Below are 22,740 nucleotides of genomic sequence, written 5' to 3' on the forward strand. Positions count from 1 at the left end.
GCGAGGTAACGATTGCTGCTACTGAAACGGACGGAGCAGTTGAAGACGGATCTCGCCAAAGTTACGGGAACCTTCCGAGCCAACTATGCACTTCTTCCAGAAAAATGCATTATAAACCAATAAGAGATGATCCTTCATTAAAGGAAACGACCTGATCTAGGATCAACAGCGAGGTCGGATAATCGAATGGAAAGCACTCAATTTTAACCAAATCGGTTGAGACAAATGCGCGTTCGTCTCAACAACAGCTAGCCGAGTTGGTTCCCATCGAAAATGTGGTGGCGGAATCCGAGCCGCCGAAACTGGTTATCATGCAGCAGTTTCAGAATTCCGCACTGAAATTTGTTCATCGGCATCTTTGCTGCGAATCAGATTAGCGTTAGAAACATCGCCTTCAGCGATCAACCATCGCTGGTAATACGAGCTGTTTTCGGAAACCAAATCATCGACATAGTGCCCGAGCTTACCCGCTTTAATATCAGACGAACGTGGCTTGTGCATGGTTTGTTCTCCGGTTGACCTGATCATGCTATCAAAATTTTAAGGTTGAGTTAACTTGGAAAACCCGCTGTCCAGCATTGAGTTCCCCGAACTGTTTATCGGAATCGTTGCTCCAGTGGGCGTCGATATCTCGTCTACAATTCGATCGCTATCAGATTTCTTCGTTTCACAGAATTATCAGGTAATTCCAGTCAAAGTCACAGACTATTTTCCAAATATAAAAAGATCTATGAATATAGATTTACCACTATCCAGTGGACCCACAGATATTAGAATTGACGAATACATTAATTTCGGGAATCACGTAAGGTCATTATTTAATGACGACGCTATTTTGGCGGCATACACGATATTTCGGATAACAAGATTAAGGCAAAGGGCGTTTAAACGCGAAGATAAAATTAGTTATTCACGTCGAGTTTTCATTATTCATCAATTCAAGCGCAAAGAAGAAGTCGATTTAATGAGGTCGGTCTATGGACGCGGCTTTTTTCAAATTTCGGTTTACTCGAAGAAGCTCTCTCGGATCGAGTACCTCTCCCGCAAACTTGCTCACGAGCAAAACAGCCCCGATGTAGATTCATTCAGGTCAACAGCTAACAATCTTGTGGTAAGAGATCAAAATGAAACCAGTAATTCACATGGTCAACGCGTTGGAAAAATCTTCCATGACGCCGATTTCATAGTGAACCAGGATGAGCTGGGAAAGGACTCTGTAAAAAAGCAAATAGAACGATTTTGCTTTCTCCTGTTTTCCGCGAATTATATTTCACCAACAAAGATGGAATACTCGATGTTTGCGGCGAAAGCTGCGGCGCTTAGAACTTTGGATCTTTCAAGGCAAGTCGGAGCCGCCATATTTCGGCCTACAGGCGAAATACTAAGCATGGGTTCGAATGAAGTTCCAAAAGCAACAGGAGGGACATATTGGTGTGATGAACCTCCCTTCGATGCTCGAGAATACATCTACGGAGAAGATTCCAATGATCGACGGAAGAAGGAGTTGCTCCGGGAGTTATTCGAGATTAGCAACCCTGGCGGCGATTTTGAGGCGTATTTTGAGTCGAAGCCGATCCGAGACAGTCAGTTTATGGACGCTTTAGAGTATGGCAGGATCGTCCATGCAGAGATGTCGGCCATTACTGATGCGGCTCGGCTGGGGATTCAATTGAAAGATGCAGTGCTATATTGCACAACATTTCCTTGCCATATGTGTGCTAAGCATATTGTCGCGACCGGAATCTCCGAAGTGATTTTTCTTGAGCCTTATCCCAAGAGTTTGGCATTCGATCTGCACTCCGATTCTATTCAGATCGAGGGCGCCAATCGAGGAGTTTTCGACGAATACGATTCAGTGCGCTTTAAACACTTTCACGGCGTTACTCCGAGGAGATACCGCGAACTGTTTGAGCGTTCCTCTCGAAAGCGGAATGGAGTTTTCGTCGAATTTATAAATGGGAACGCGCGACCAAACGTCAATTTCAAGGCACCATTTTATGCCGACCTAGAGTTATTGGTCATTAAGAGCGGAACTCGGGCCCTGAGCGAGATACTAGCCCCGTAGTCTCACTTGTCCGCGCTAGTCCCCAAGCACTGTGAGACTTACGTGTTGCATTCGACGGTTACGGGCAAGGGTTTCGGCGCAGCTTCATGTTGTTTCGATCGTGGTTGAGGGTTCACATCAACGTCTCACGCTCATCAACGCCCCTGTTCAAGATGGTTGCCGGGCATGGACACTAGCATCCCATTTTTGGGGCAGATTTTCAAAGAGGTCAACGGTTCGAGTCCGTTCAAGACCGTCGTCTCGAATGGTTAGACGACTTCCTTACTGCATGTCCGCTGACTTAACATATGTCCCGTTGATCCAGCCCTCTTTTCCCGTCGTGGTGGACTTTACGCGCCACCATTTGCCATCCTTTTCCAGAACCAGCAGTATTGTACCGTTCGCTAGGGTCTCAACCTTCAAATATGCTGGATCGGGCCCCTCGCGGAGGTTTAGGTCTGTAGTCGTCCTTACCCGTTCACGGGATGCACCTTGCATCTGGTTTGCGACTTCTGCGGTCTCATCGAAAATCTTAGGTGACGATGGAACCTCTCTAGCCCCAAGCGGCGAAAGCGGCGACGCCGCTGCCGCATCGTTGTTCTCGCCTTCATCGATTTCGACAGTCCGCGGTTCAGGGACCGCGAGTGCAACCTTCATGGCATCATCGAACGCCATCTGGATGTCCAGATCAATCGACCGGGTGACCGGCGGGTGAGAAAGACTGTTAGATGCAGAGGGGAGGGAGGCTGATGGGGGTGGCTCAGAGTTCTGCCCCGACGGCTGATATGAAGCCGTGGATGACGATTGCGTCGTCGACTTACTCGAAGGGGCAGGCACGCTCCTCGCGCTGCTCGAATAGCTAGGCGAACCATGCTTGGTGGACGTAGCGTTCGCTATAACGACTGCAGCTACAGTCATTCCAACTATCAGCCAGAAGCCTTGGTACGATGTCGCCATGGCCGCGCTAGCTCACGTCAAGTTCGACTTGCTTGAGACGCGTATAGGCATCTACCAAGGCCTGTGGGGGGTTAACCCTAAGCGCATTCGCGCTTTCCGATATGTGCTTGAGGTCAGCCGGGGCTTTCGTGAGTTCCCGCTCAATCTCTGCCCGCTGTTTTGCAATCTCGTTTTTTACGGCCCGTACTGCGCCAGGATCGGTGGGTATCGAGGCGTTGAACACGAATTTCCGTTCGACCGTTCTTGCCCACGTTTCGACGTCATTCGCCAGCGAAGGACCAAAGCCGGGAACGCCGGTGACCGATCGCCGCTGAACATCCCATGCGTTCTCAAAACCATATGATGCTAGGGTTGCCTTCCGGCCTTGGCCGACGCGAGGAATCTTGGCTCGGTCGATCCGGTGCGACTCCATGTGCTTTTCAAGCTGCAGCTGACGTTTCTTCTTTTCCAACACCCCAAGGCGTTCACGCTCTTTTTGTGGGAGACTTGCATGGGCCGAGCCGAGTGTGAGGTAGTGGCTGCGTCGATTCTCGAAGGTTTCTGGCCCCGCCTTGCTCTCCCAGATTTTCCGCTGCTCTTCCCATCCGCTCTTCGCGCCGCTTAGTTCTGCGGTAAACCGTCCCTTGATGTCCATAGATCGAATGGCGACAAATCCCACGCCTACAAGAAGTGCAAAGCCCCAAAATCCGCTAACAGCTGACATGAGATAGAAGGCGACGCACGCGGCCACGGCGGCGGCCGCGACCGCGGCACTCCGCTCCTGGCGCGCTCGATTCCCGGCCACTGAACGGCTGAGGCTATGCAGGGGGCCGATTAACTGCTCCGGATCGGGTGCTCGCGGGGGAGCAGGCATTGTCTTTATTGCCGTCAGAAGCTGTCCGATGTCCATGATCGGTGCGCCAGGTGAGAACTGCGCGGGGAACAGGGAGGTCCCCATCGTGCGCTCGAGTTTGCACCAAGGGCATCCGCTCAGTTGACGCGGGTATGCGTGTGACTTGTCTGCTGAGCATATCGCAAGGCTGGCTTCTGTCGCCTTTAGGAGGCTCAACCACGCAGCGGCGGTCGGTCGACCAGCAGGTTGTCTGCTCGGGGGAAGAAATGCATCCTCGAATGCTTTGCGAACGTCTTCACCGTAATCACCCAGTGCCGGAACGAATGGCGGTGGTTCCATCATCGTTTCAGATTTCCGTGAGCTGTAAGCGAAACGACCTTCCTTGATCGCGGTCTTGATGTCCATGTCGCCTTTTCCGAGGTACCGGCCCGCGAAAGGATGCCGGCCGAGGAAGAGAAGCTGGAATAGCAAGACGGCCAGACCGAAGTTGTCATGGTTTGTATTGCGGTCGACCTTGTCGAAGAGAGTTCCTTGCAGCTCCGGCGGAGTATATTCCGCCACGCCCACTAGGCAACGATATGTGATCCCACTCGCGCGGTATTGGAACGAGTCGCTGTCGATAAGGGAGACCATTGCCTTGTTGGAAACGAGAATGCCCGAATGGTTGATGTCGCCGATTACGCATCCGGTCGAGTGGATGCTGGCAACAGCACTCGCTAAGTTGATCGCTGACCGGAGAAGGAACTTCATATCCGCGGTTGGAAACTCTACCTTGCGGCTTCCGGGGCCATATAGATCATGAACGCTCTTGTAGCCTGCAACCTTTTTCATGGTGAAGCCAACGAACTCGCCCGACGACGACTTCAGGGTGTCGACTGGAAAGGCAACATAGTCCGATTTACGGTGCAGTGACCCGGCGACCATTGCGGCGACCTTATCGCGCCGCTCGCGTGCCTTTCCAGGATTGTAGATTTTGGCCGCAAGTTCTGGCGCTTCTGCAATGTGGTGCACCGCGCCCTCGCCGCCCTTTCCGATCATTGTGCCGAGCGTGAGACGGCGGCCGTCGGACGATACAACCGTCGTCATATCCTCAATCCTAGAACTAGAGATTTATCGTCGTCCGTGCGCTCGCAGACGGCCGCGCTCTCCAGATAATTTTCGAGAGCGGCGGACAGATCCGGATCGCGTGACAGAACTCGCGACGCCTTCAGCGGGGCAAGCATTCGGTTGAAAAAGGGATGGTGCGGAGTCTTTGAGACGTGATCAAGGACCAGACGTTCGATGCCGTCGGAAAAGACGGCGAACTCCTCGACAGTTCCTTCGACAAATGAGACGACCAGCCGCGGCTGCGGATCGTCGGTCACGAACGAAGTCGTCGACGCGTACTCGCCTTGAAAGGGCCAGGACGGCACCTCCCATTCGTCGATGCCCGATCGTTTAAGTGCAATCGCTCCGTCGCCCACGTGTACGGCTACTGCAGAGTCTGGCGCGACGAGAACAGCGACCAAGGTTGCCGCAAAATCGCGGGGTCGGGCGTCCATGGTTTTGGCTTTGGTGTTGATTGCTTCGCGGATTGCGTCCATCCAATCCCATACATCTTCCTCTGTGAGTGAGGACAATGGGGACCGCGCCAGAAACGATCTGCATGCCTTCAAAAAGGCAAAGCATACTGTCTTCGAGCCGATCTCTGCATGAGACGCGCTGCCGGCACCGTCGGACACGACGGCCGCCATGACAGGTCCGTCGTGCGTCAGAAACTCCTTGGCGCACGCGTAATCCTGGCATGGTGTGCCGGTTTTAATGTGTGATGTGCCGATTGACCGAGCTCCGGCCCAACGCCAGGATGCACGCATTAGACGGAAGCCCAGCCTTCCGGCGTCGCGGGGTTGGACAACGGCACAGCATCGCCAGGGTTTGACTGGGAGACCGAGCTGAGGGAGCTCGAGAGCCACGAAAAAAGGTCGCGAAAGCGGAGTTCCTTAAGGGCGAGCGGCGCCCGCGCACTGATCTGGCTGAGGATCTCCATGTTGGCTCCCTCAACGCCAACCGCGAAGAACGAGAATGCCTTTTCAGCTTCGCCAGCCTTTACAGCGTTTGCCGCTCCTTGCCAGGAATCCGTCGGGCCACCATCGGTGATCAAGAAAACCCAGGGTCTGTAGTAGGAGATGCCGTTTTGGCGATATTGGTTCTTCCGATCTCTCAGCAGCTGTAGGCCCTGCTCGATTGCCGCACCCATGGGAGTGTCTCCCTGTGATTGCAGCTGGGGGGCGTACCAGGTTTGGACTCCCTGGAAGTCGTTTACGATCGAAACCGGACCGAAAGTGACGATCCCTACTTCGACGCGCTTTGCAGCGAGAGAATCTGCAAACAACTCATCACGAAATTGCACAAGGCCGTCGTTGAGTTCGCGGATCGGCTTGCCGTTCATGGAGCCCGACACGTCCAAAATGAGCAGGCACGGGCACCGAGGCTCAGGATTATCGACGAACTCTGCGCCTTCGAAGGGTTGCTGCTCGAACGGATTGCTCATTGTACTAGTCTCTCCTGCTAGGAATTCAATTCGCGACAATCCCGAAGGCGTCGAGCACCTCCGGCGTGATAGTTCCGGTTACCTTGAGGCGGTAGTCCGTCTGCATAGCCACCAGCGCCGTCTTGCAACTCGGACCGACCTTCCCGTCGATCAGGCCGGAGTAGTAGCCATAGGCCGTAAGCGCGGTCTGGACCTGCATCGCAATGCGTTTGAACTTGTCAGTGTTGCCCGGCAATGTCTTGAGTGGAGCTGCGAGCGCCGCCGCAGCCGGTGGGCTTGCAACCGATGGAGCCGGCGCTGCGGGCGGCGTGTAAACGGGTGCGGGAGCGGTGTAGGTCGGTGCTGGCGCCGTATATGTCGGGACGGATGGCGCGGAGTAGCTAGGCGAACTGTAACTGCGATAGCTATAGCCGCCGCCACTGCTCGACCGATGACTTGAATGGGAGCGATGCGAGCTGTGAGATCTGTGTCCAGCCAACGTGAATATGTGCTTGAGCTTCAGCCGCTCGAGAACCGAGGGCTGCCCGTTTTTCTTAGTGACGAAATCTCCGGGAACGACCGCTCCAGCCTTGGATGGCAGAAAACCCGCCGCGATCAACGACGGAATAAGAAACAACTTTTTCTTCATAGTGAACCCAGCGCAGAAAACCCCTCGTTGTGACTATACCACTCAAAGAAACCACCACAAGCTACGCGTGCGCCACACTTATCGCAAAAATCGAGGTACTTTCGCTTCCAGTCCGAGATGGTTGAAAGCGCGAATGTTCGGTACTGGGTCGGTACCGAGCAGAGCGGAAAGTTGTAGAGTGCGACGGAGATACCTCGCGCCGAGACGATATCGATCGCTTTGGCAATGCCGTCGAAGTCGGTTGACGTATCGTGGAACGAGTTTGCCCAGTTCATGCGGCCGTAGCCGATGCGTTCCATTTGCATGATAGCCCAGACGTCGATGTGACTCAGCCGAGTGAACAGGAACTCTGCCAATTCCGCCAGGCGTTCCTTGTTCTGTTGCATCACAACAGTGCGCAACTCCACGGAAGAACCCGCCTTCAACAAGATGGCAAGGCCGCGTTGAAGCTTATCGAAGGCGCCTACTTTGCCAACGATGCGATCGTGTGTTGGGGCGTCCGCCGCGTAGAGGGGGATTCCCCAGAGGATCTTGTCGGTCCCGATGGAAACAAGACGTTCGACGTCCTCATTGTCCAGATGCTGGCAATTGCTGAGAACATGAAACCTAACGTCCGGCCTCGTGGAAGCGACCGCTTCGAGCATCGAGAACAATCTTTCCTTGTGGAGTAACGGCTCACCGCCCGAGATCCCGATCGTGGCACCCCGAGGCGCGAGGCTAGCGGCCAAGGCAAATTGTGAAAAGAGATCTGCGTGATACTTTTTGGGTGGCTGCGAGCACATCACGCACAACTGATCGCATTGCTCTGTGACCAAGAACGTGTTGTGCGGGCTTGTCGACCTGATCAGCCGGTGAGCAGTGCGACTTCCCGGCAATGCCATAATGACGTCGCCGTCGAAGCTCTCTTCTCCCCTGCGGTAAAGGCCAAGCGAAAATCCGTTATAGTCGTACTCCAGCCTGGAGCTATCGACGTCGATGAGTACGGCATCATGTTCGCCTCCACCCACTCCGGATTGGTTTCGCAGCCTGACGACAAGGGGCTCATCGATTGGAAGCGGATCGATTTCCAGGCGAAGGTCGATCATCGATGCCACCGCGCGAGCGAGGGATCAAAGTTCGGGACGCCAGCCCAGATCGCCATAGATTTTCGGACTTTGGGATCGTCTGAATAGATCATCGCGAAAATCTTGTCGAACATCGCAAAATGGCGCTGACAGAAATCCGTCTGGTGTTTAGGCACATCGATACGGCCGTAGCGAGAGAGGTCGTCCACGAGGTCGACGCCGCAAAATGCCTGGTAGGCGCAATGCACGCAATCCGGATGGAAATTGTTCGACGCCTCTTGATTGAGTGCGTCTATCGTCGCCGTCGACATCCCGTTGAAAACGTCACCCATTGACAGGTCGAACTGCCCGACCCTGCTAACCATCCGCGCCTCATCCGTGGGATATATTTTGCCATCGTGGTCGATGACCACATATCCATGACCAACAACATTTGGATTACGCAGATCGACGTGGCCATTGTGCCCGGCGCGCAAAATCCGCCGCAGGCAGTGGACGAAGTAGTATTCTTCGGCGGGAGTTTCGGCCCTCCAATTGTATTCCACGAGCTCGTCGATGAACCGTGAATGATAATTGTTCCAGATCGACGAGGAGGCATGGGCATCGTACCGCTTGCGAGCAAATCCCTGAAAATTGACTGGGCGGAGATAGATGGAGTGCATTCCCCTGGAGGTATAGGCCTCGATAACTGATTTTGGATCTGGGGGACGATGCGGATTGATTGTCGGCAACGCGCTCACCTTGCCGTTGCCCAAACGCGCGATCGCGGCGTCAAGATTGTTTACGAACTGCGCGGTCCGCCGAGACTCGAATGTCCGTTGAAACTCATGCGTTGAAACATCGCCGTCGAGCGAGGTGCTCACGAAAACGTCCGGGAGCGAAAGGAAGTCCCAGATCTCGTCGGTCAAGTTCTGCAAATTCGTGCACACGACGAATTCGCATTGATCAAATCTGGAGCGGCAGAAATCCCGGATCCTCGAAAGTATATCGAGGCGTAAAGTCGGCTCTCCGCCTTGGAACTCGATCTTCATTTTTGGTGCGGAGATGCCTCCGAGAAATGCGATCACAGCTTCGACTGTGTCAGCATTCCAATCGAAACCAGGAGTGTTCTCGTTGACGCGCGACACCTGGCAGTACCCGCAGGCTAGATTACACCGGAGTGTCGGGACGAGAATTATGTAATCTAAAGGTCCGGGCACATACAGCCGGCTTGCAAACCTGAACTCGAAGCCCGCATAGGCGAGGTCACCAGGCTCCTCGAAAGCGTGACCGCCGCGGAGTAGAAACTCTCTATCGCTACCGCTTAACGTGTCGCTGACGTACCGCGACAGAAAGTCTTCATCCGATTTGAAGTACCCGCCAGCGTCATCGGCGAAGAAAAAGCCTCCATCGGCTGCAGGCTTGAATTTGAGCGGAAAAACGGTCAAGCGCCGGTCACTCCGGCAATCAGCGCGGAGCGCAATGGAAGGGTCTCTGCATAGATTTTCTGTCGGTACAGACAGAATAGAAAATCCCGATCGAGACCCGAGGCCGGAGGCGCGTCAGCCTTGGACAGAAGCACGAACCCTTTGCCCATCTCTAGCTCGATGTCGGGTTGTAGGTACCTGAAACGAACGATCGTGTCGGAGAGATAGGGAAGGAACTGCGGAGGGATTTCTATTCTGAGTGGAATCGATTGCATTTTGGCTGTCCGACTTGTCTCTGGACACTAGAAGGTTGTGCTTCCCCAAGCAACAGCTAGATTTTGCATTCCTATTGAATGTTGTCGACTACGGTTTTCATGCAGGCGTCGAGTGTTCCGACCTCTCTTTTCAGCAACTCGGTCCATTCGCCATCATCGAAACTGTAGAATTGAACAAAACACTTGTTGGCGTTGTAGTCGCCCCACTGCGAGGTCATCAATTTGCTTCCGACCTCGTATCGCAGTTCGAGCGAAAGGTTGTCCTCGCCGCCCACCGGAGCATTGAACACTTCGCCAGTCCTGTTGTCGGCCACATACACGAACGAGCAACTCGTCCCACACCCGATCTGAATGACCGAGTACTCTCCGGCAAAAGTCGGCCCATCCGTCATGCCGTTCGTGATGCGGGTTCTGTACATGCTGAATTTGCTGTCGCGGCCGGTGAAGTCGGGAAAATTTCTTGGGCCGTCATAAATTCGGAAAACGGGCAGTTGCGATGGCTTGATACGGGCGAGGGAAATGGCCGGCTTGGCAGGTGTGGCTTCTACCGCCGGTGCCCACGAGACCGATGTGTATCGGGAATCCAATACTCGATCAGTTCCCGTTGATTTCTCCAGGTATTCCCTTGTCGCTACGGTTACCGATCGCAACAGTGCAGCCGATCCAGTGTAATAGTATGCCCTTTCACCGTATCGATTGCTTAGCCTGCCGAGGGCAGCGCGATCAATTGACGTTACGAAACGCACGACGTTTGTGCTCGAGGTTACGTCATAGAAGGAAGAGAAATTGATTGCGCCTGATTGGTCGGCGCCTACAGGCGTAACTTGCTTGTAAAGAATGCCGTTGCTGGACGTTCGCGACCTGATATCCGTCAAGGTCGTCCGGCCAAAGCGAAAATCACCGAAGCCAGCAGACGGCCCATTGTCATTGCCTGCCCAACTTTCCTCAAGAGCAACGATCCTGCTGGTTGAGATATCAAACGTTGCGGCTAACTCAGCGCCGCTCGCCAGAAGATATCTATTGGTCGTGTAACCTGCGGAGGTCTTGGTCTCCTTTGGATTTCCGAAGGGCCAAAGAGCGGCTTTGTCGTTTCCCGGGGTAAGGTCTTCTATTGCTTGAGCATGGCCGAAGAGGGGGAAGGCTACAGCCACCGCGGCAGCCAGCGCAGCTGCCGCCAATTGCCGTACCGGACCTACTTTCATGCAAGTAACCTCATGGAGATGCTGCTATGAGCTATTTGCGCCCGATGCGGCATTGGATGCCGAAACGAAACCACGAGAACACCGAGCTTGCAAGACTGGTTCGCATGTACAACTTCCGCGCATCGAAAAAAGCAGATTCGACCAAAGGAGCTTTCACCTGGACTTTACTGGGACGCGCCGTGTCTACTCTCGGCCCATCCCTTCATTATGTCGGGCGGATCATAAGGAATCCGCGACAATGAAGCGATCTGTGCCCTCGATCGTCCAGCAATGAGATACGATTGCTTGGCCATAGCCTCGTTCATCCGCCTAACATCTGCGGCTGTTAAGTGGTCCGTATGAACGCCCCGAGTGTCGCAATAGCCGACTGCAACGTCTGGCGCGATTGGCATGAATTGCACCCTACGCGGACCTGGTGTGCCGTCACGTGAACTGACCAATGCGTCTCCGCTCATATCGTCACCGAGAATGAACGATGTCCGAGGCGGCGCCACGTAGATGACCAACCCTAAGCTTCTGAACTCCTCCAGCATTACGGGGGGCATCGGGTCAGCCTGCGAAGCGATGCGGGCGTTTTTCATCTCACGCAGAGTATCCTCCCGATCCTCTTCCCAGGCCCGGATATGCTGAAGCCACTGCTGTTCTGAAGCAGTCGCCTTCAATACGGCCAGAAAGTCGTCAGGTTTAAGAAAGCGCTCGTGCCAAGCCACAGTCCGTTTCTGAGCATGGTAGATGTAGATGTGCCAGAGGTCCCAGTGGGTCCGATTCATGATTGGCGTCATGCCGTGCCGAACTATATCGAGAAACTGCTGAATGAATGGCGCCGCAAGGGTTTCCAGTCTGCCGAACCAATGCTCAATTGAATGATCGCGCGAACCCATTTTGTCGACGATCGTATATAAGTGGTCCTCAACGAAAAGGTTCGATGGTTTTGTGATTCGAACGTCGCCGATGTCCATACCTCGGCGCCAAAAGTGTAAGCCGCCAATCTCGCTGGCGAAGTTTCGTTGCACCATCTGTGGAACGTAATGGTGACGATGTGGCGCGTTGTTCGACATATACCGAAATCTCAGAAAACAGAACGACAATATTTGTTTATATCCGACAACTATTCAAGTTTTATGCTTCTTTGGGTAGAATATAATGTTGAAACGATTCTAAGGGTTGAGATTTTATGGTTGGAGAAAAGAAGCCGACGCGCGAGAGCGTCGAAAAGATACTGGCCGAATACGACCGTATCGGAGACGGTCCGTTCCTAAATAAGTATGAGAAGGGTTACGCTCCAGACAGGTGGCTGCTTCGTGTCAACGGCAAGCTTTATCCCATGAAGGCAATCTGGGTTGCCGCCCACATGCCTAATGCAGACCCCAGCAGGAAGGACTATCGGCAGGGGATTCTCCATCTCCGGAAGCTAGGTTTCTTTGATATCGTGCCCAAGGATGATCCCAAACGATCGCCGATTGAGCTACCCACGCGGGAGAGTGTCGAAGCGGCAATGGGAGAATACCGTGAGATCGGTACCAAAGCCTTCCTCGATAAATACACCGAAGGGTATCAGCCAAAGTCGCGCTACATCCGCGAGGGTGGCATCGATTATCCGCTGAAGGCTCTGTATGGTGCCGCACACCAGCCGACCGCAAACCACCGGCATTACGGCTATAAGAATGCCGAGGAGGACATGCGCGCGCTTGGCTTCGAGGTCGTGATCAATCGCGGTAAGGTGCCAGAATTAGAGGGCTCCCCCGATGTTTACCCGTCTGTTCAAGAAGGGAAGCGGATCATCAAGGAAATTGGAATCATCCAGAGAAGTAAGGCGATCGTCAAGCTTGCTAAGGATTCCAGAAAACCCTTGGTCTGCGAGGTCTGTAACTTCGATTTCGAAAAAACCTACGGCACCCATGGTAAGGGATTCATCGAAGCGCATCACGTTGATCCGCTTTCAAAGCGTGAAGGCGTGAACGCTCCGACAGGGGTAGCAGATTTTGCAATGCTCTGCGCAAATTGCCACCGCATGGCGCACTACGGCCCCCGATGCTTGAGTGTTGTTGAGCTGCGGGCGCTAATAAAGGCCAACGGGACGTAGTTGCCGGTAAGTTCTCTTGTGGTGTGTTGATGGCACAAGGGAATACCACCACATTCATTCCCCAGAACAACAGAGCTTATGGCGGCTTTGCAACTGCCGTCATTTACGGCCGCTGCATCCTCTTCTTCTCTGAAATTCAGACAGATAGCGTTTTGCGAGGGAAGGGGCGACGGTTCGATCCCCTTCAAGAACACAATCTCAGTGCGTTGAAATAGCGGCAGAAGGCAGCAAAACTGCAATCAATCTATATTGGAGTCGATGTCGGCAATTTGGACGTCATTGTGATCGGCTGCCGGTCTGGTAGTGGCGTAGACCTGCTCAAGCGTCATCATGTTGTGAAGATCAACCAACATTGTTGCTGAATAGCCGAAAGCGCCCGGCGTCAGACAGGTTTCGGCGGCGGCTGCCGCTGCAGCGGCAAGTAGCGTATCGGGGTCGTCGCCTCTTAGCAGACCAACCAGCACACTGGCGATGAAGGTGTCGCCGGCGCCCAGCGTATCCACCGCATCGACGGGCTGAACGGGGACCTCGAAAAGTCCGGCCTCGCCGATGAGCAGCGCGCCTTCGCCTCCCCGTGTTACCAGGCTCCACTGCGCCCCGTGGTCTCGAGCAGTCCCCGCAAGCGCTACGGCCTCTTGTCTTGATAGGCCACCACCCGAAAACGCTAACAGGAAGCAATGCGGTGCTACAGTCGCCACCCGGTCCAGGTGGTGGACTGTGGCAAGGTCATAGGACACTTTTGCTTTTGCGGCAAAACGGGGAAGCCAGGCATCTACATGGCTCGAGCGACCGGTGTGAACGGCATCGAAGTCACCGATCCGTGCCAAGTCACCAGCATTGGGGGCGATAATCGATGGACCGAGATTGGCGCCCACGAATACCCGGTCTCCATCTTCGGTCTCGATCACGCAGTACGCCGTTTGACCCTCAGCGGTCCTCATCAAGGAGGTATCGACGCCCTCGGCGTCAAGTGAAGCCCTGATCAACCGCCCCGCATCGTCATCACAGACTGCACCGATGTACGCTGTCTCGGCCCCGGCGCGCTTAGCAAAGACTGCGTGGTTTACGCAATTTCCACCAGGATACATCAGGCCTTGGTCGCGATAACAATCAACGACATTGTCACCAAAGGCTAAGATTCGAACGGGAGCGAACATCAACGATCCTGAGAGAGTAATGAGAACGTTCTCATTTAGGGCCGATTGCTTAGTATTGCAAATTCTTTGTTCTGCGCGGGAGTTTTGATGGTCGTTTTAGACGCGGGAAACAGAGCCGCGTACGATCAACTCGGCCGGCATAAGGACAGTGCGGCTTGGGTATTCTTCGCCACGTATCCGCTCGAGCAACATGCGGGCAGCAGCTTCACCCATGGCCAGTCGCGGCTGGGATACGGTAGTGATGCCGGGGCGCAGGAAACTCATCCAGTCGAGGTCATCGAAGCAAACTAGCGACAGATCCTCCGGTACAGAAAGCTTCAGCATCGTAAGCGCGCGCATGGAGCCCTCTGACATGGTGCCGTCGGTCGTGAAGAGTGCCGTTGGTGAATAAGGGCTGGTCATGACGGGGGGAACAACGTCCTGCGCCGCCTGGGCGGAGTAGCTGCCGGCGCGCATGATAAGGCGAGGGTCGACGGTCAGGCCAGCGATGCGATGGGCACGAATGTAACCAAGAAGCCTCTGCCAGCTTGGATAAAGCGTTTCACTTTCGATCGGATCGCCGGCGATCGCATGGCTCACGAAGTCGTCGAGGGTCATGAAATTCTCATTGACAAGTTCCGCGACGATGCCGATACGCCGGTGGCCTTCGCCAATTAGATGGCGGACGGCCTGTTCGGCAGCTGCGATATTGTCCGTCGCGACCCGGTCGACCATAAGCCCGCCGACGGCGCGATCAATCAACACAAGTGGCATGCCCATAGCTTTGATATTGAATAGGTGGCGAGCCTTGCGCGTATCGATTGGCGTAACGATCAGCCCGTCGACCTGCTTTTGTGCCAAAAGCTCGACGGCGTGGACTTCGTGTGCCGGAATTTCGTCGCTATTGGTGATCAGCAGGCCAAAGCCGTTAGCATCTGCGACGTTGGAGATGCCACGGATGACGGAGGCGTAGAACGGGTTCTGAATATCGCCGGCGACCACACCGAGCGTCCGCGTCTTTCCGGTGATCAGGCTGCGGGCGAGCGCGTTCGGTCGGTATCCGAGATCTTGCGCGGCCTTAAGTACCTGCTCTCTTTTCTCCTCGCTGGTATATCCGTAATGTCCCAGCACGCGGCCAGCCGTCGCGGTCGACACGCCTGCGGCCCGCGCGACATCAGCGATCGTCGCCTTGCTCTTAGAGCTCATAGCTCATTCCTTCTCACAATAACCGATCAAAGCAGAGAAAAATCTGATTATCGGATGGCAACGGAAAGCGACCGTCATCGAAGCTCTAGAAGCATTCGAGGCCGATTTCAACGAGACGATCGAGTAATTATAGCGATGCAGCGCTTGACGAGCTGCCAATCTCCGTGTCTGATATGTGAGAACGTTCTCGCCGATGGATTTCCTATGGCAGGGAATGAGGGAACGACAACGATGGGAAAATGCCCATTCAAAAGGAGGGTTTAAATGCTGAAGTCATTGTTTACCGGATGTGCTCTGGCAGCCATGCTGTCTTGTCCAGCATTTGCCGATGTTATTCCTGCCCTGCACGACGCGCTGCCGGCGCAGTATAAGGAAAAGGGCATCAAAGCCGCTGTATTCAACGATTGGGCACCTGACGAATTCACCGATGCCGACGGGCAGCTGAAAGGTTGGAGCGTTGATATCGCGAAGGAGATCGAAGATCGCCTCGGCGTTCCCTTCACCTTCGAAGGCACGAGCTTTGACGCGATCATCCCGGGTCTGATGGCTAAACGGTTCGACGCCGGCTTCTCCTCTTTTGGCACCACGGCCGAACGCCTGAAGACGATCGACTTTGTGTCCCAGCGCAAGATCGGCACCTCGCTCGCCTATCCTGCAGCCAGCAAGCTCGACATCAAGAATACCTCCGAAGTCTGCGGCCTGACGATCGCTGTCCTGAACGGTTCCTGGGACCTTGACCTGATGGAAAAGCTCAACGCCAACGAATGCAAGGATAAGCCGGTCACCGTACAAACCCACGGCACCCAGGCGCAGGCCGAACTCGCTGTACGCTCCAATCGCGCCCAGGCTACGGCCGCGGCCTCGGTCAAGCTAGCCTACATGGCCAAGCAGACCGGCGACATGAAGGTGTCGGAACTCGTGCTTGCGGCTGTCAATAGCTGCATTGGCGTACGCAAGGGCGATCCGCTCGGGAAAATCATGACCGATGCCATTCAGTCGATGATCGACGATGGCTCTTATGAAAAGATCATGACCAAGTGGGGCATCAACGACTCTGGTGTTCTGAAAAAGGCGCTCCTGATCACCGAAGAACACCCGGCAGATCTCTAACAATCAGCGCCGGCCATCTGTTCTTATCGGATCGGCCGGCGCTTGCCACTGCAGAAAGAGCCTCCATGTCCGACCACCCGAACCGCCCCTCAATCCACGAACTCAAGCCAATCGCTGTACCCAGGGTCGGTCATTGGCTCGGCGGCATTCTTCTCGCGGTGTTCGCCATCATCTTCCTGCAGGTGCTGGTAACCAATCAGAACATGCAGTGGAGCGTGGTCGGCCAGTACGTGCTGAACCCGGCTATCCTTTCTGGCCTCGGTATGACACTTGTCCTCACAGTGCTCGCCATGGTCATCGGGCTTGCGATCGGCGTGCTGCTGGCGATCATGCGCCTGTCGTCAAGCCAGGTATTCCAAGCGGCGAGTTGGGCCTGGATCTGGTTCTTCCGCGGCGTGCCGCCACTGGTGCAGATGATCTTCTGGTATAATCTGGCGCTTCTGTTGCCGGAGGTCTCAATTGGGATCCCCTTTGACGGACCCAAGCTCTTTTCTTGGAATACAAACGAGCTGATCACGCCGTTCAGCGCCGCGATCATGGGACTTGCGTTCACCGAAAGCGCCTATGCTGCGGAGATGATCCGCGCCGGTATCCAGGCGATCAACGCTGGCCAGACCGAGGCGGCGGCAACACTCGGCTTGACACGGGGCCAGACGCTACGCCGTATCGTGCTACCCCAAGCGCTGCGCATCGTAATCCCGCCCATCGGTAACGACACGATCTCGATGCTGAAGTTCACCTCTCTCGTCTCCGTGCTGGCCCTGCCGGACCTGCTCTATTCCGCACAGATGGTCTACGCACGCACCTACCAAACCGTGCCGTTGCTGCTCGTCGCGACAATCTGGTACCTCGTGCTGACGACTATCCTTACCGTGGTGGAACACGCCGTTGAGCACAGGCTGAAATCCGAACATAACACCGACACGAAGAAAGCCGTTGGCTTCTTCAACTTATTCGGGCGCCAGCAGGAGGCAATCTGATGAGCGGGAAGACGAATAGCGAACCGCTGTTGAAGGTCGAACGCCTTTACAAGAGTTTTGGCAATCTCGAAGTGCTCCGCGGTATCGATTTGTCCGTCAATCGAGGCGACGTCACCTGCATCGTTGGCCCTTCCGGTTCGGGCAAGAGCACGCTCTTGCGTTGCCTGAACTATCTGGAGAAGCCGACTGGCGGCGCGGTCTTCCTGCATGGCGAGCCGGTCGGGGTCCGCTGGAAGGGCGACAAACTCTACGAAATGAACTTCAACGAACTTGCCCGCCAGCGCCAGCGCATGGGAATGGTGTTCCAAGGGTTTCATCTATTTCCGCACAAGACGGCTCTGGAGAACGTGATCGAGGCGCCGATGCTTGTGAAAGGTGTCTCGCGCACCAAGGCGACAGAGGAGGCCATGGTGCTTCTCGAGCGCGTCGGCATGAAGGAACGCGCGGGCTATTATCCCGCACAGCTCTCAGGCGGTCAGCAGCAGCGCGCCGCGATCGCCCGGTCGCTGGCGATGAAGCCGGATGTCATGTTGTTCGACGAGCCAACCTCTGCTCTTGATCCCGAGCTTGTCGGCGAAGTGCTGGCCGTTATGCGCCAGCTGGCGAACGACGGGATGACAATGGTGGTCGTCACCCATGAGATGGGGTTCGCCCGGGATGTCGCCGATCATTTGGTCTTCATGGATGGCGGTGTCATCGTCGAGCAGGGCAAGCCAGTCGATGTGCTGACCCGTCCGCAGCATGACCGCACCAAGTCCTTCCTGGCGCGCGTGTTGGACGACGCCTGAAGCGTCGACCAGCCGGAATTAGCCAATTGTGTCCGCGAGCGCAGAGGCGGTAAAGAGATCGAGATGCGCTCCGCCATTGTTCTTGAAGATGGTGATCTCGTCGGGTGACGTCCGACCGGTGGCTTTGCCCTGAACGAGTTCGAAGAGGTCTCCTCTTACCGCGTCCCAAGTGATGGCTCCTGAGTCAACCGCTTGAGAGAGATCGCCGCCGCCCGTCATATTATTGCGGCTGTCCACGAAGATCGTTCCGCGCGACAGGGCTTCATCATCGGCCTCCCGTAGGGTCGGGAGATAGGCGCCGACGAGATCAAGATGAGCGCCAGGCCGTAGCAATGCGCCCTTGATCAGCGCCTTGTCCGACATGGTGACGCAAGTAACGATATCGGCGCCACGCACGGCGGAGTCGAGATCTTCGGTAACGAAAATGTCGATGCCTTTTTGCCGCAAGTGATCCGCGACGGCTGCAGCTCGGGCGGGAGTCCGGTTCCAGATGATGACCCGCTTTAGCGAGGGACGGGCGGCAAGATGCGCTTCTGCGAAATAAGGGGAGAGGGCCCCTGCGCCGACGATGAGCAGGTCCTCGACGTTATCACGGGCGAGAAGCATTGCGCCAAGCGCGGAGTCCGCTGCCGTCTTGCGTGCGGTCATCGCTGCGCCGTCGGCCGCCAGGCGCGGCGCGCCGGTTGCGCCGTCGAATAGGGCCACCAAGCCTTGTACGGCGGGCTGCGGCGGCTCGAGGGACGCGTTCCGCGCAAAGACGCCGACCATCTTCACTACGATCGGACCGCCTGGCGCCCAGCCGGGGAGAGTGACGAACTGCCCCTCACCATTGGTGGGATCGGATTGCACGACGACCTCGCAAGCCGGCATGGGACCGAGATGCGCCTTGCGCAACGCTTCAATGAGGACTGGCCAGGACAGGGCCGCATGGACGGCATCGGCGTCGAAAACCTGCATGTGAGGAGCCTTTCAGGTCTTGATCGTGTAAGTAACGAGGTTGCTCGGCGTGATGAGCTGGGAGAGGGCTAGAGGTCGGCCGTCGGCGTCCGTCACAGTCTTTTCGATCCGATAGACTGGCTGCGATGCGGTGACAGACAGGATGGCGCGCTCGGCCGGTGCTGCAAAACCGACATCGATCTGCCGCTCCGCATGGGCTGGAATGACGCCGGCCTTATCACGCAAGGCAGCGAAGAAGGACTGGCCGGCGGCGACAGGCGCGACGACTTCTGGAAAGCGTGCCGCGTCGAACCACAGCGTCTCCAGCGTCATCGGCATGCCGTCGTTTTCCAGCAGACGATCAAAGCGGATGAGGGAGATGGCACCGAGCCGCTCCCGCACGGTTGGCGCATCGGGCTTGTCATCGCATAAGAGGATGCGATGCCCGGCCTTGCGCCCCAGACCATCCATCGTTTCGGAAAACCCGGAAAGCGAGACGAGCGTCTGGCGCACCTTGCCTGGCAGGACGAGCGTTCCTCGCCCCTGCTGTCGCTGCAGTCGGCCGGCTTCGCAAAGATCGCCGATAGCCCGCCTCAGCGTAATGCGGCTGACGCCATAGAGCGCCATCAGCTCGGGTTCGGGCGGCAGAAAACCACTCTCCGTGAACTGGCCAGCGTCTATGCTGGCCAGGATGGAGCGCCGAACCTGTTCGTAAAGGGGTAAGATGTTTTCCTGGTCTTCCATCCGTCCCCGATCCGGTTGTCTCTGTTCAGTAAGTGATCTTCTTCATGTAGCGGCGCGCCTCAAGCATTTCATGGCTGCGCAGCTCAGCGACCTTATAGGCGAAGCGCCACAATGTGTCGAAGAAGATCAGCGGCACTAGATTGCCGCGGAAAGCTGGGTCGATGCCCTCGAGATCGAGCGTTTCGGCGTCGAGCACCAGGATGTTTTCCGCCGATCCAAAGCGATGAAGGAATTCGTCGGCGCGCTGCTCAAGCGGCCGCGTGCTGTCGACACCCTTGAGGAGGATGAAGGAGCGATTCTTGTCGAGGACCTCGAACGGTCCGTGGAAGAACTCATTGGCATGGATCGCTTGGCTGTTGATCCACTGCATTTCCATCAGCACGCAGATGGCGAAAGAGTAGGCTGCGCCGTAACTCGCGCCACTGGCGACTGTGTAGATCACGTCTTCCTTGGCAAAGCGCGGTGCAAAATCCGCGAAGATCGGTGCGAAGGTCTCGTGCGCCTTGTCGATAGCCGGCTGAAGCTTCTGCAGGCTGTCGATCAGAGTTGCCGTCAGATCCTTACCGCCGGTCTTGGCGACCAAGCCGATGACAAGTTGATAGATGCGCGAATAATTGCTGTTACCAGCATCGATCGGCACGCCGGTGGTGTAGGGGGCTTCGAAGTCGACGATGTAATCGACCGCCTTTGCGAGCGGCGAGGCTGGCTCGACCGTCAGGCCGATCGTCGTCGCACCATTCGAGCGGGCGAACTCTGCCGCAGCCGTGGTCTCCTTTGTGGTGCCAGTCATGGAGCACAGGATAACCAGCGAACCCTTTCCGAGTGAACGCGGCGCCCGCGCCGTGAACTCCGCCGCATTGTAGACGTCGGACGGCAGCGGGGAATGCTGGTCTAGCAGAAACTTTGCCGGGTGCATGATCGACAGCGAACCGCCGCAGGCAATGAAGAATACATGCTTTACGCTGCCCGCATCGATCGCGGAAAGGGCGGCGCGGACGCCGGAGTCGAAGGTGTCGGGGAGGGCCATTGGGGTTGCCTTTCAATAGGACGTTATAATACGTATTATATAAAATCATCTCGTGGTCAACTGTCTTGACAGCTCGGAGAATTTTTTGCGAACGTTCTCACATTATATCAACACCGGCAGGAATGGACGCAGCTATGGCTGACATCTACGACACTCTCGTTATCGGCGGCGGTATCATTGGCGCGGCCGCCGGCCAGGAGCTGACGGCGGCCGGATTTAGGACGCTTCTAGTCGAGCGCGGTGACTATGGGTCGGGGACATCGAGCAAGACGTCGCGCTTGCAGCATTGCGGGCTCGGCTATCTCTCGGCTGCCAGCAGCTCCATCACCGCCTTCCTGTCGCGGCCGCGCGATGCGATCGAGTGCTTTAGCCTGATGCGCCGCTCGATGCAGGGTAGGGCGGAGTTCGTCCAGGCAGCGCCGGAGCGGGTCAAGCCGGTGACCTTCATCGTGCCTCTGACAAAAGAAAACGCTATTCCGCGGTGGAAGGCTTGGCTTGCCTTTCGCCTGATGGCGGCGAGCGACGGCGGCAAAGTTCCGCTCGATCTTCGCTTGCTGCAGCCGACAGAGGCGCGTGAGCATCCTGCTTTACAAGGGATGGCTGGACTCGACGAGATTGGCGGGGCGATGATGTTCACCGAGTACCAGTACCGATGGCCCGAGCGCATCGTCGTCGATGCAGTCATGGCGGCGCGAGCAATGGGCATGGAAGCGTTCAACTACACCGCGGTGACTGGCCTGCGCCGCCTGGGGGATCTCTGGCAAGCAACACTGACCGACGATAAGGGATCGCGCGAGGTCACGGCGCGTGCGGTGGTCAACTGCGCCGGTGTATGGGTAGACGAGATGATCGCGATTGCCGGCAAGCCGGAATTGCGCCGCAATACGGGAGAGAAGGGCACGAACATCGCCCTACGCCTGCCAAAGGCTCTTGCCGGCATGGGTTTCGAGACCGTGACGCCAAGCGGTTCCCCTTTTTATCTAATTCCGTGGGGCGACTTGCACTATGTCGGCCCGTGGGACTCGAAGTCGGATGGCAATCCGGAAGGATTCCGTGCGAACGATGCGGAGATATCCGCCATCCTCGATCAGCTCGGCCGGTTCTTTCCGGGCTTTGGTCTGTCTCGCAGCGATGTTCTTTATTCCTGGGCAGGCGTGCGCCCGCGCAGCCTTGGTGTTGATGGCAAGAATGCATCATCAAGCGTACGGGAGCACGATCTGAGTGATTCCGGTTTGCCGAATTTCTTCACATTCACGGGTGGCCTGCTGATGACACATCGCGATGCCGGCAGGCGCCTCACCCGCGCGGTTGGTCGCCGTTTGTCGCCGTCGCTGCGGGCGCCTTCGTCCAATTACTCCGCACCTGATTCCACGAATTTGGAAGATGTGAACGAGGCATCAATAGCACATGCCGTAGGCAGTGAGCAGGCGCGGACGCTATCCGATATCTTGCGTCGGCGTCTGTCTGTTGGATGGGGACCCGACCTTGGCATGTCTCAAGCGCGCGCCGCCGCAGACCTAGCCGCGCCACACCTCGGCTGGTCTCCTGCGGAAGCGGCCGCCCAGTTGGCGGCCTTTATAGACGAAGCGCGCTGGGAATTCGGTCTCGACCCGGAGAAAAATTCCACTCGGTGAGCATGAAATCGTTCTCAGTTTCCACCAGAGTTTTTTGCTCTTCACTGTTATCCAGGCCTGCTGACATTAGCTCTACCTATGTTCCCCGGTCGCTGCGACGCTACGCCTGAAGCGAACACTGCAATTTGCAAGGGAGGATGGACTGGTGACGAAACTGC

The 22,740-nt window shown here is 56.1% G+C and carries 22 protein-coding genes; 6 read left to right on the forward strand and 16 right to left on the reverse strand.

The window, feature by feature from the left end:
- Positions 1–309: 309 nt before the first annotated feature.
- The gene (locus ACIQUB_RS16390) at positions 310–501 is read right to left on the reverse strand and encodes a hypothetical protein (RefSeq protein ID WP_402930642.1); all 192 of its coding nucleotides are present in this window, start codon (positions 499–501) and stop codon (positions 310–312) included.
- Between the two features lie 55 nt (positions 502–556).
- Here ACIQUB_RS16390 and ACIQUB_RS16395 point away from each other — a divergent pair, with 55 nt between their 5' ends.
- Positions 557–2,065: an anti-phage dCTP deaminase gene (locus ACIQUB_RS16395; RefSeq protein ID WP_402930644.1), complete on the forward strand. Its 1,509-nt coding sequence runs from the start codon at positions 557–559 to the stop codon at positions 2,063–2,065.
- A 261-nt stretch (positions 2,066–2,326) separates the two neighbouring features.
- Here ACIQUB_RS16395 and ACIQUB_RS16400 read toward each other — a convergent pair whose 3' ends face one another.
- The 10 genes from ACIQUB_RS16400 to ACIQUB_RS16445 form a co-directional block, all read right to left on the reverse strand.
- Entirely contained in the window at positions 2,327–2,719 is a 393-nt protein-coding gene (locus ACIQUB_RS16400; RefSeq protein ID WP_402930646.1) for an SH3 domain-containing protein, read from the reverse strand.
- Between the two features lie 289 nt (positions 2,720–3,008).
- A complete protein-coding gene (locus ACIQUB_RS16405; RefSeq protein WP_402930648.1) occupies positions 3,009–4,919 on the reverse strand; it encodes a protein kinase domain-containing protein in 1,911 nt (636 codons plus the stop codon).
- Entirely contained in the window at positions 4,916–5,686 is a 771-nt protein-coding gene (locus tag ACIQUB_RS16410) for a PP2C family serine/threonine-protein phosphatase (RefSeq protein ID WP_402930650.1), read from the reverse strand. The genes ACIQUB_RS16405 and ACIQUB_RS16410 overlap by 4 nt, the downstream gene beginning before the upstream one ends.
- Positions 5,686–6,363, reverse strand: a complete 678-nt coding sequence (locus ACIQUB_RS16415; protein WP_113198217.1) for a VWA domain-containing protein — start codon at positions 6,361–6,363, stop codon at positions 5,686–5,688. Before ACIQUB_RS16415 ends, ACIQUB_RS16410 begins: the two co-directional genes overlap by 1 nt.
- 25 nt (positions 6,364–6,388) lie before the next feature.
- Positions 6,389–6,991 carry a His-Xaa-Ser repeat protein HxsA gene (gene hxsA / locus ACIQUB_RS16420; RefSeq protein ID WP_402930653.1) on the reverse strand — a complete coding sequence of 201 codons (603 nt, stop codon included), beginning with the start codon at positions 6,989–6,991 and terminating at the stop codon, positions 6,389–6,391.
- A complete protein-coding gene (gene hxsC / locus ACIQUB_RS16425; RefSeq protein ID WP_402930655.1) occupies positions 6,988–8,076 on the reverse strand; it encodes a His-Xaa-Ser system radical SAM maturase HxsC in 1,089 nt (362 codons plus the stop codon). The genes hxsA and hxsC overlap by 4 nt, the downstream gene beginning before the upstream one ends.
- Positions 8,073–9,482, reverse strand: a complete 1,410-nt coding sequence (gene hxsB, locus ACIQUB_RS16430) for a His-Xaa-Ser system radical SAM maturase HxsB (protein WP_402930657.1) — start codon at positions 9,480–9,482, stop codon at positions 8,073–8,075. The genes hxsC and hxsB overlap by 4 nt, the downstream gene beginning before the upstream one ends.
- Positions 9,479–9,736: a hypothetical protein gene (locus ACIQUB_RS16435; RefSeq protein ID WP_402930658.1), complete on the reverse strand. Its 258-nt coding sequence runs from the start codon at positions 9,734–9,736 to the stop codon at positions 9,479–9,481. The genes hxsB and ACIQUB_RS16435 overlap by 4 nt, the downstream gene beginning before the upstream one ends.
- 71 nt (positions 9,737–9,807) lie before the next feature.
- Positions 9,808–10,938: a hypothetical protein gene (locus ACIQUB_RS16440; protein ID WP_402930660.1), complete on the reverse strand. Its 1,131-nt coding sequence runs from the start codon at positions 10,936–10,938 to the stop codon at positions 9,808–9,810.
- Positions 10,939–11,102: 164 nt separating this feature from the next.
- On the reverse strand, positions 11,103–11,996 hold the full coding sequence (locus tag ACIQUB_RS16445; RefSeq protein WP_402930662.1) for a DUF4238 domain-containing protein: 894 nt from the start codon (positions 11,994–11,996) through the stop codon (positions 11,103–11,105).
- A 116-nt stretch (positions 11,997–12,112) separates the two neighbouring features.
- Here ACIQUB_RS16445 and ACIQUB_RS16450 point away from each other — a divergent pair, with 116 nt between their 5' ends.
- Positions 12,113–13,021 carry an HNH endonuclease gene (locus tag ACIQUB_RS16450; protein ID WP_402930664.1) on the forward strand — a complete coding sequence of 303 codons (909 nt, stop codon included), beginning with the start codon at positions 12,113–12,115 and terminating at the stop codon, positions 13,019–13,021.
- Positions 13,022–13,260: 239 nt separating this feature from the next.
- On the opposite strand, the gene ACIQUB_RS16455 is transcribed toward ACIQUB_RS16450, so the two are convergent.
- Complete coding sequence (locus ACIQUB_RS16455) at positions 13,261–14,178, reverse strand: PfkB family carbohydrate kinase (RefSeq protein WP_402930666.1); 918 nt, start codon at positions 14,176–14,178, stop codon at positions 13,261–13,263.
- A 96-nt stretch (positions 14,179–14,274) separates the two neighbouring features.
- Entirely contained in the window at positions 14,275–15,363 is a 1,089-nt protein-coding gene (locus ACIQUB_RS16460; protein ID WP_402930668.1) for a LacI family DNA-binding transcriptional regulator, read from the reverse strand.
- Between the two features lie 264 nt (positions 15,364–15,627).
- Here ACIQUB_RS16460 and ACIQUB_RS16465 point away from each other — a divergent pair, with 264 nt between their 5' ends.
- The 3 genes from ACIQUB_RS16465 to ACIQUB_RS16475 all read left to right on the forward strand — a co-directional run bounded on the left by ACIQUB_RS16465 (position 15,628) and on the right by ACIQUB_RS16475 (position 18,241).
- Entirely contained in the window at positions 15,628–16,473 is an 846-nt protein-coding gene (locus tag ACIQUB_RS16465) for a transporter substrate-binding domain-containing protein (protein WP_402930670.1), read from the forward strand.
- Positions 16,474–16,538: 65 nt separating this feature from the next.
- Positions 16,539–17,453, forward strand: coding sequence for an amino acid ABC transporter permease (locus ACIQUB_RS16470; RefSeq protein ID WP_402930672.1), 915 nt, complete (start codon positions 16,539–16,541; stop codon positions 17,451–17,453).
- Positions 17,453–18,241: an amino acid ABC transporter ATP-binding protein gene (locus tag ACIQUB_RS16475; RefSeq protein WP_402930674.1), complete on the forward strand. Its 789-nt coding sequence runs from the start codon at positions 17,453–17,455 to the stop codon at positions 18,239–18,241. Before ACIQUB_RS16470 ends, ACIQUB_RS16475 begins: the two co-directional genes overlap by 1 nt.
- An 18-nt stretch (positions 18,242–18,259) precedes the next feature.
- Here ACIQUB_RS16475 and ACIQUB_RS16480 read toward each other — a convergent pair whose 3' ends face one another.
- The 3 genes from ACIQUB_RS16480 to ACIQUB_RS16490 are packed head-to-tail and all read right to left on the reverse strand — an operon-like array spanning position 18,260 to position 20,948.
- On the reverse strand, positions 18,260–19,198 hold the full coding sequence (locus ACIQUB_RS16480) for an ornithine cyclodeaminase (RefSeq protein ID WP_402930676.1): 939 nt from the start codon (positions 19,196–19,198) through the stop codon (positions 18,260–18,262).
- A gap of 12 nt (positions 19,199–19,210) precedes the next feature.
- The gene (locus ACIQUB_RS16485; protein WP_402930678.1) at positions 19,211–19,921 is read right to left on the reverse strand and encodes a GntR family transcriptional regulator; all 711 of its coding nucleotides are present in this window, start codon (positions 19,919–19,921) and stop codon (positions 19,211–19,213) included.
- Positions 19,922–19,946: 25 nt separating this feature from the next.
- Positions 19,947–20,948: an SIS domain-containing protein gene (locus ACIQUB_RS16490; protein WP_402930680.1), complete on the reverse strand. Its 1,002-nt coding sequence runs from the start codon at positions 20,946–20,948 to the stop codon at positions 19,947–19,949.
- A 134-nt stretch (positions 20,949–21,082) separates the two neighbouring features.
- On the opposite strand from ACIQUB_RS16490, the gene ACIQUB_RS16495 reads away from it, so the two are divergent.
- Positions 21,083–22,582, forward strand: a complete 1,500-nt coding sequence (locus tag ACIQUB_RS16495) for an FAD-dependent oxidoreductase (RefSeq protein ID WP_402930682.1) — start codon at positions 21,083–21,085, stop codon at positions 22,580–22,582.
- Positions 22,583–22,740 lie beyond the last annotated feature (158 nt).

The sequence above is a fragment of the Rhizobium sp. NPDC090275 genome, assembly GCF_044772225.1.
Classification (GTDB): domain Bacteria; phylum Pseudomonadota; class Alphaproteobacteria; order Rhizobiales; family Rhizobiaceae; genus Rhizobium.

Bases quoted from the DNA above. Each gene is read 5' to 3' on its own strand.
- ACIQUB_RS16390 (WP_402930642.1), bottom strand. From the start codon at position 501: ATGCACAAGCCACGTTCGTCTGATATTAAAGCGGGTAAGCTCGGGCAC.
- ACIQUB_RS16400 (WP_402930646.1), bottom strand. From the start codon at position 2,719: ATGGCGTTCGATGATGCCATGAAGGTTGCACTCGCGGTCCCTGAACCG.
- ACIQUB_RS16405 (WP_402930648.1), bottom strand. From the start codon at position 4,919: ATGACGACGGTTGTATCGTCCGACGGCCGCCGTCTCACGCTCGGCACA.
- ACIQUB_RS16410 (WP_402930650.1), bottom strand. From the start codon at position 5,686: ATGCGTGCATCCTGGCGTTGGGCCGGAGCTCGGTCAATCGGCACATCA.
- ACIQUB_RS16415 (WP_113198217.1), bottom strand. From the start codon at position 6,363: ATGAGCAATCCGTTCGAGCAGCAACCCTTCGAAGGCGCAGAGTTCGTC.
- hxsA (WP_402930653.1), bottom strand. From the start codon at position 6,991: ATGAAGAAAAAGTTGTTTCTTATTCCGTCGTTGATCGCGGCGGGTTTT.
- hxsC (WP_402930655.1), bottom strand. From the start codon at position 8,076: ATGATCGACCTTCGCCTGGAAATCGATCCGCTTCCAATCGATGAGCCC.
- ACIQUB_RS16435 (WP_402930658.1), bottom strand. From the start codon at position 9,736: ATGCAATCGATTCCACTCAGAATAGAAATCCCTCCGCAGTTCCTTCCC.
- ACIQUB_RS16440 (WP_402930660.1), bottom strand. From the start codon at position 10,938: ATGAAAGTAGGTCCGGTACGGCAATTGGCGGCAGCTGCGCTGGCTGCC.
- ACIQUB_RS16445 (WP_402930662.1), bottom strand. From the start codon at position 11,996: ATGTCGAACAACGCGCCACATCGTCACCATTACGTTCCACAGATGGTG.
- ACIQUB_RS16450 (WP_402930664.1), top strand. From the start codon at position 12,113: ATGGTTGGAGAAAAGAAGCCGACGCGCGAGAGCGTCGAAAAGATACTG.
- ACIQUB_RS16455 (WP_402930666.1), bottom strand. From the start codon at position 14,178: ATGTTCGCTCCCGTTCGAATCTTAGCCTTTGGTGACAATGTCGTTGAT.
- ACIQUB_RS16460 (WP_402930668.1), bottom strand. From the start codon at position 15,363: ATGAGCTCTAAGAGCAAGGCGACGATCGCTGATGTCGCGCGGGCCGCA.
- ACIQUB_RS16465 (WP_402930670.1), top strand. From the start codon at position 15,628: ATGCTGAAGTCATTGTTTACCGGATGTGCTCTGGCAGCCATGCTGTCT.
- ACIQUB_RS16470 (WP_402930672.1), top strand. From the start codon at position 16,539: ATGTCCGACCACCCGAACCGCCCCTCAATCCACGAACTCAAGCCAATC.
- ACIQUB_RS16475 (WP_402930674.1), top strand. From the start codon at position 17,453: ATGAGCGGGAAGACGAATAGCGAACCGCTGTTGAAGGTCGAACGCCTT.
- ACIQUB_RS16480 (WP_402930676.1), bottom strand. From the start codon at position 19,198: ATGCAGGTTTTCGACGCCGATGCCGTCCATGCGGCCCTGTCCTGGCCA.
- ACIQUB_RS16485 (WP_402930678.1), bottom strand. From the start codon at position 19,921: ATGGAAGACCAGGAAAACATCTTACCCCTTTACGAACAGGTTCGGCGC.
- ACIQUB_RS16490 (WP_402930680.1), bottom strand. From the start codon at position 20,948: ATGGCCCTCCCCGACACCTTCGACTCCGGCGTCCGCGCCGCCCTTTCC.
- ACIQUB_RS16495 (WP_402930682.1), top strand. From the start codon at position 21,083: ATGGCTGACATCTACGACACTCTCGTTATCGGCGGCGGTATCATTGGC.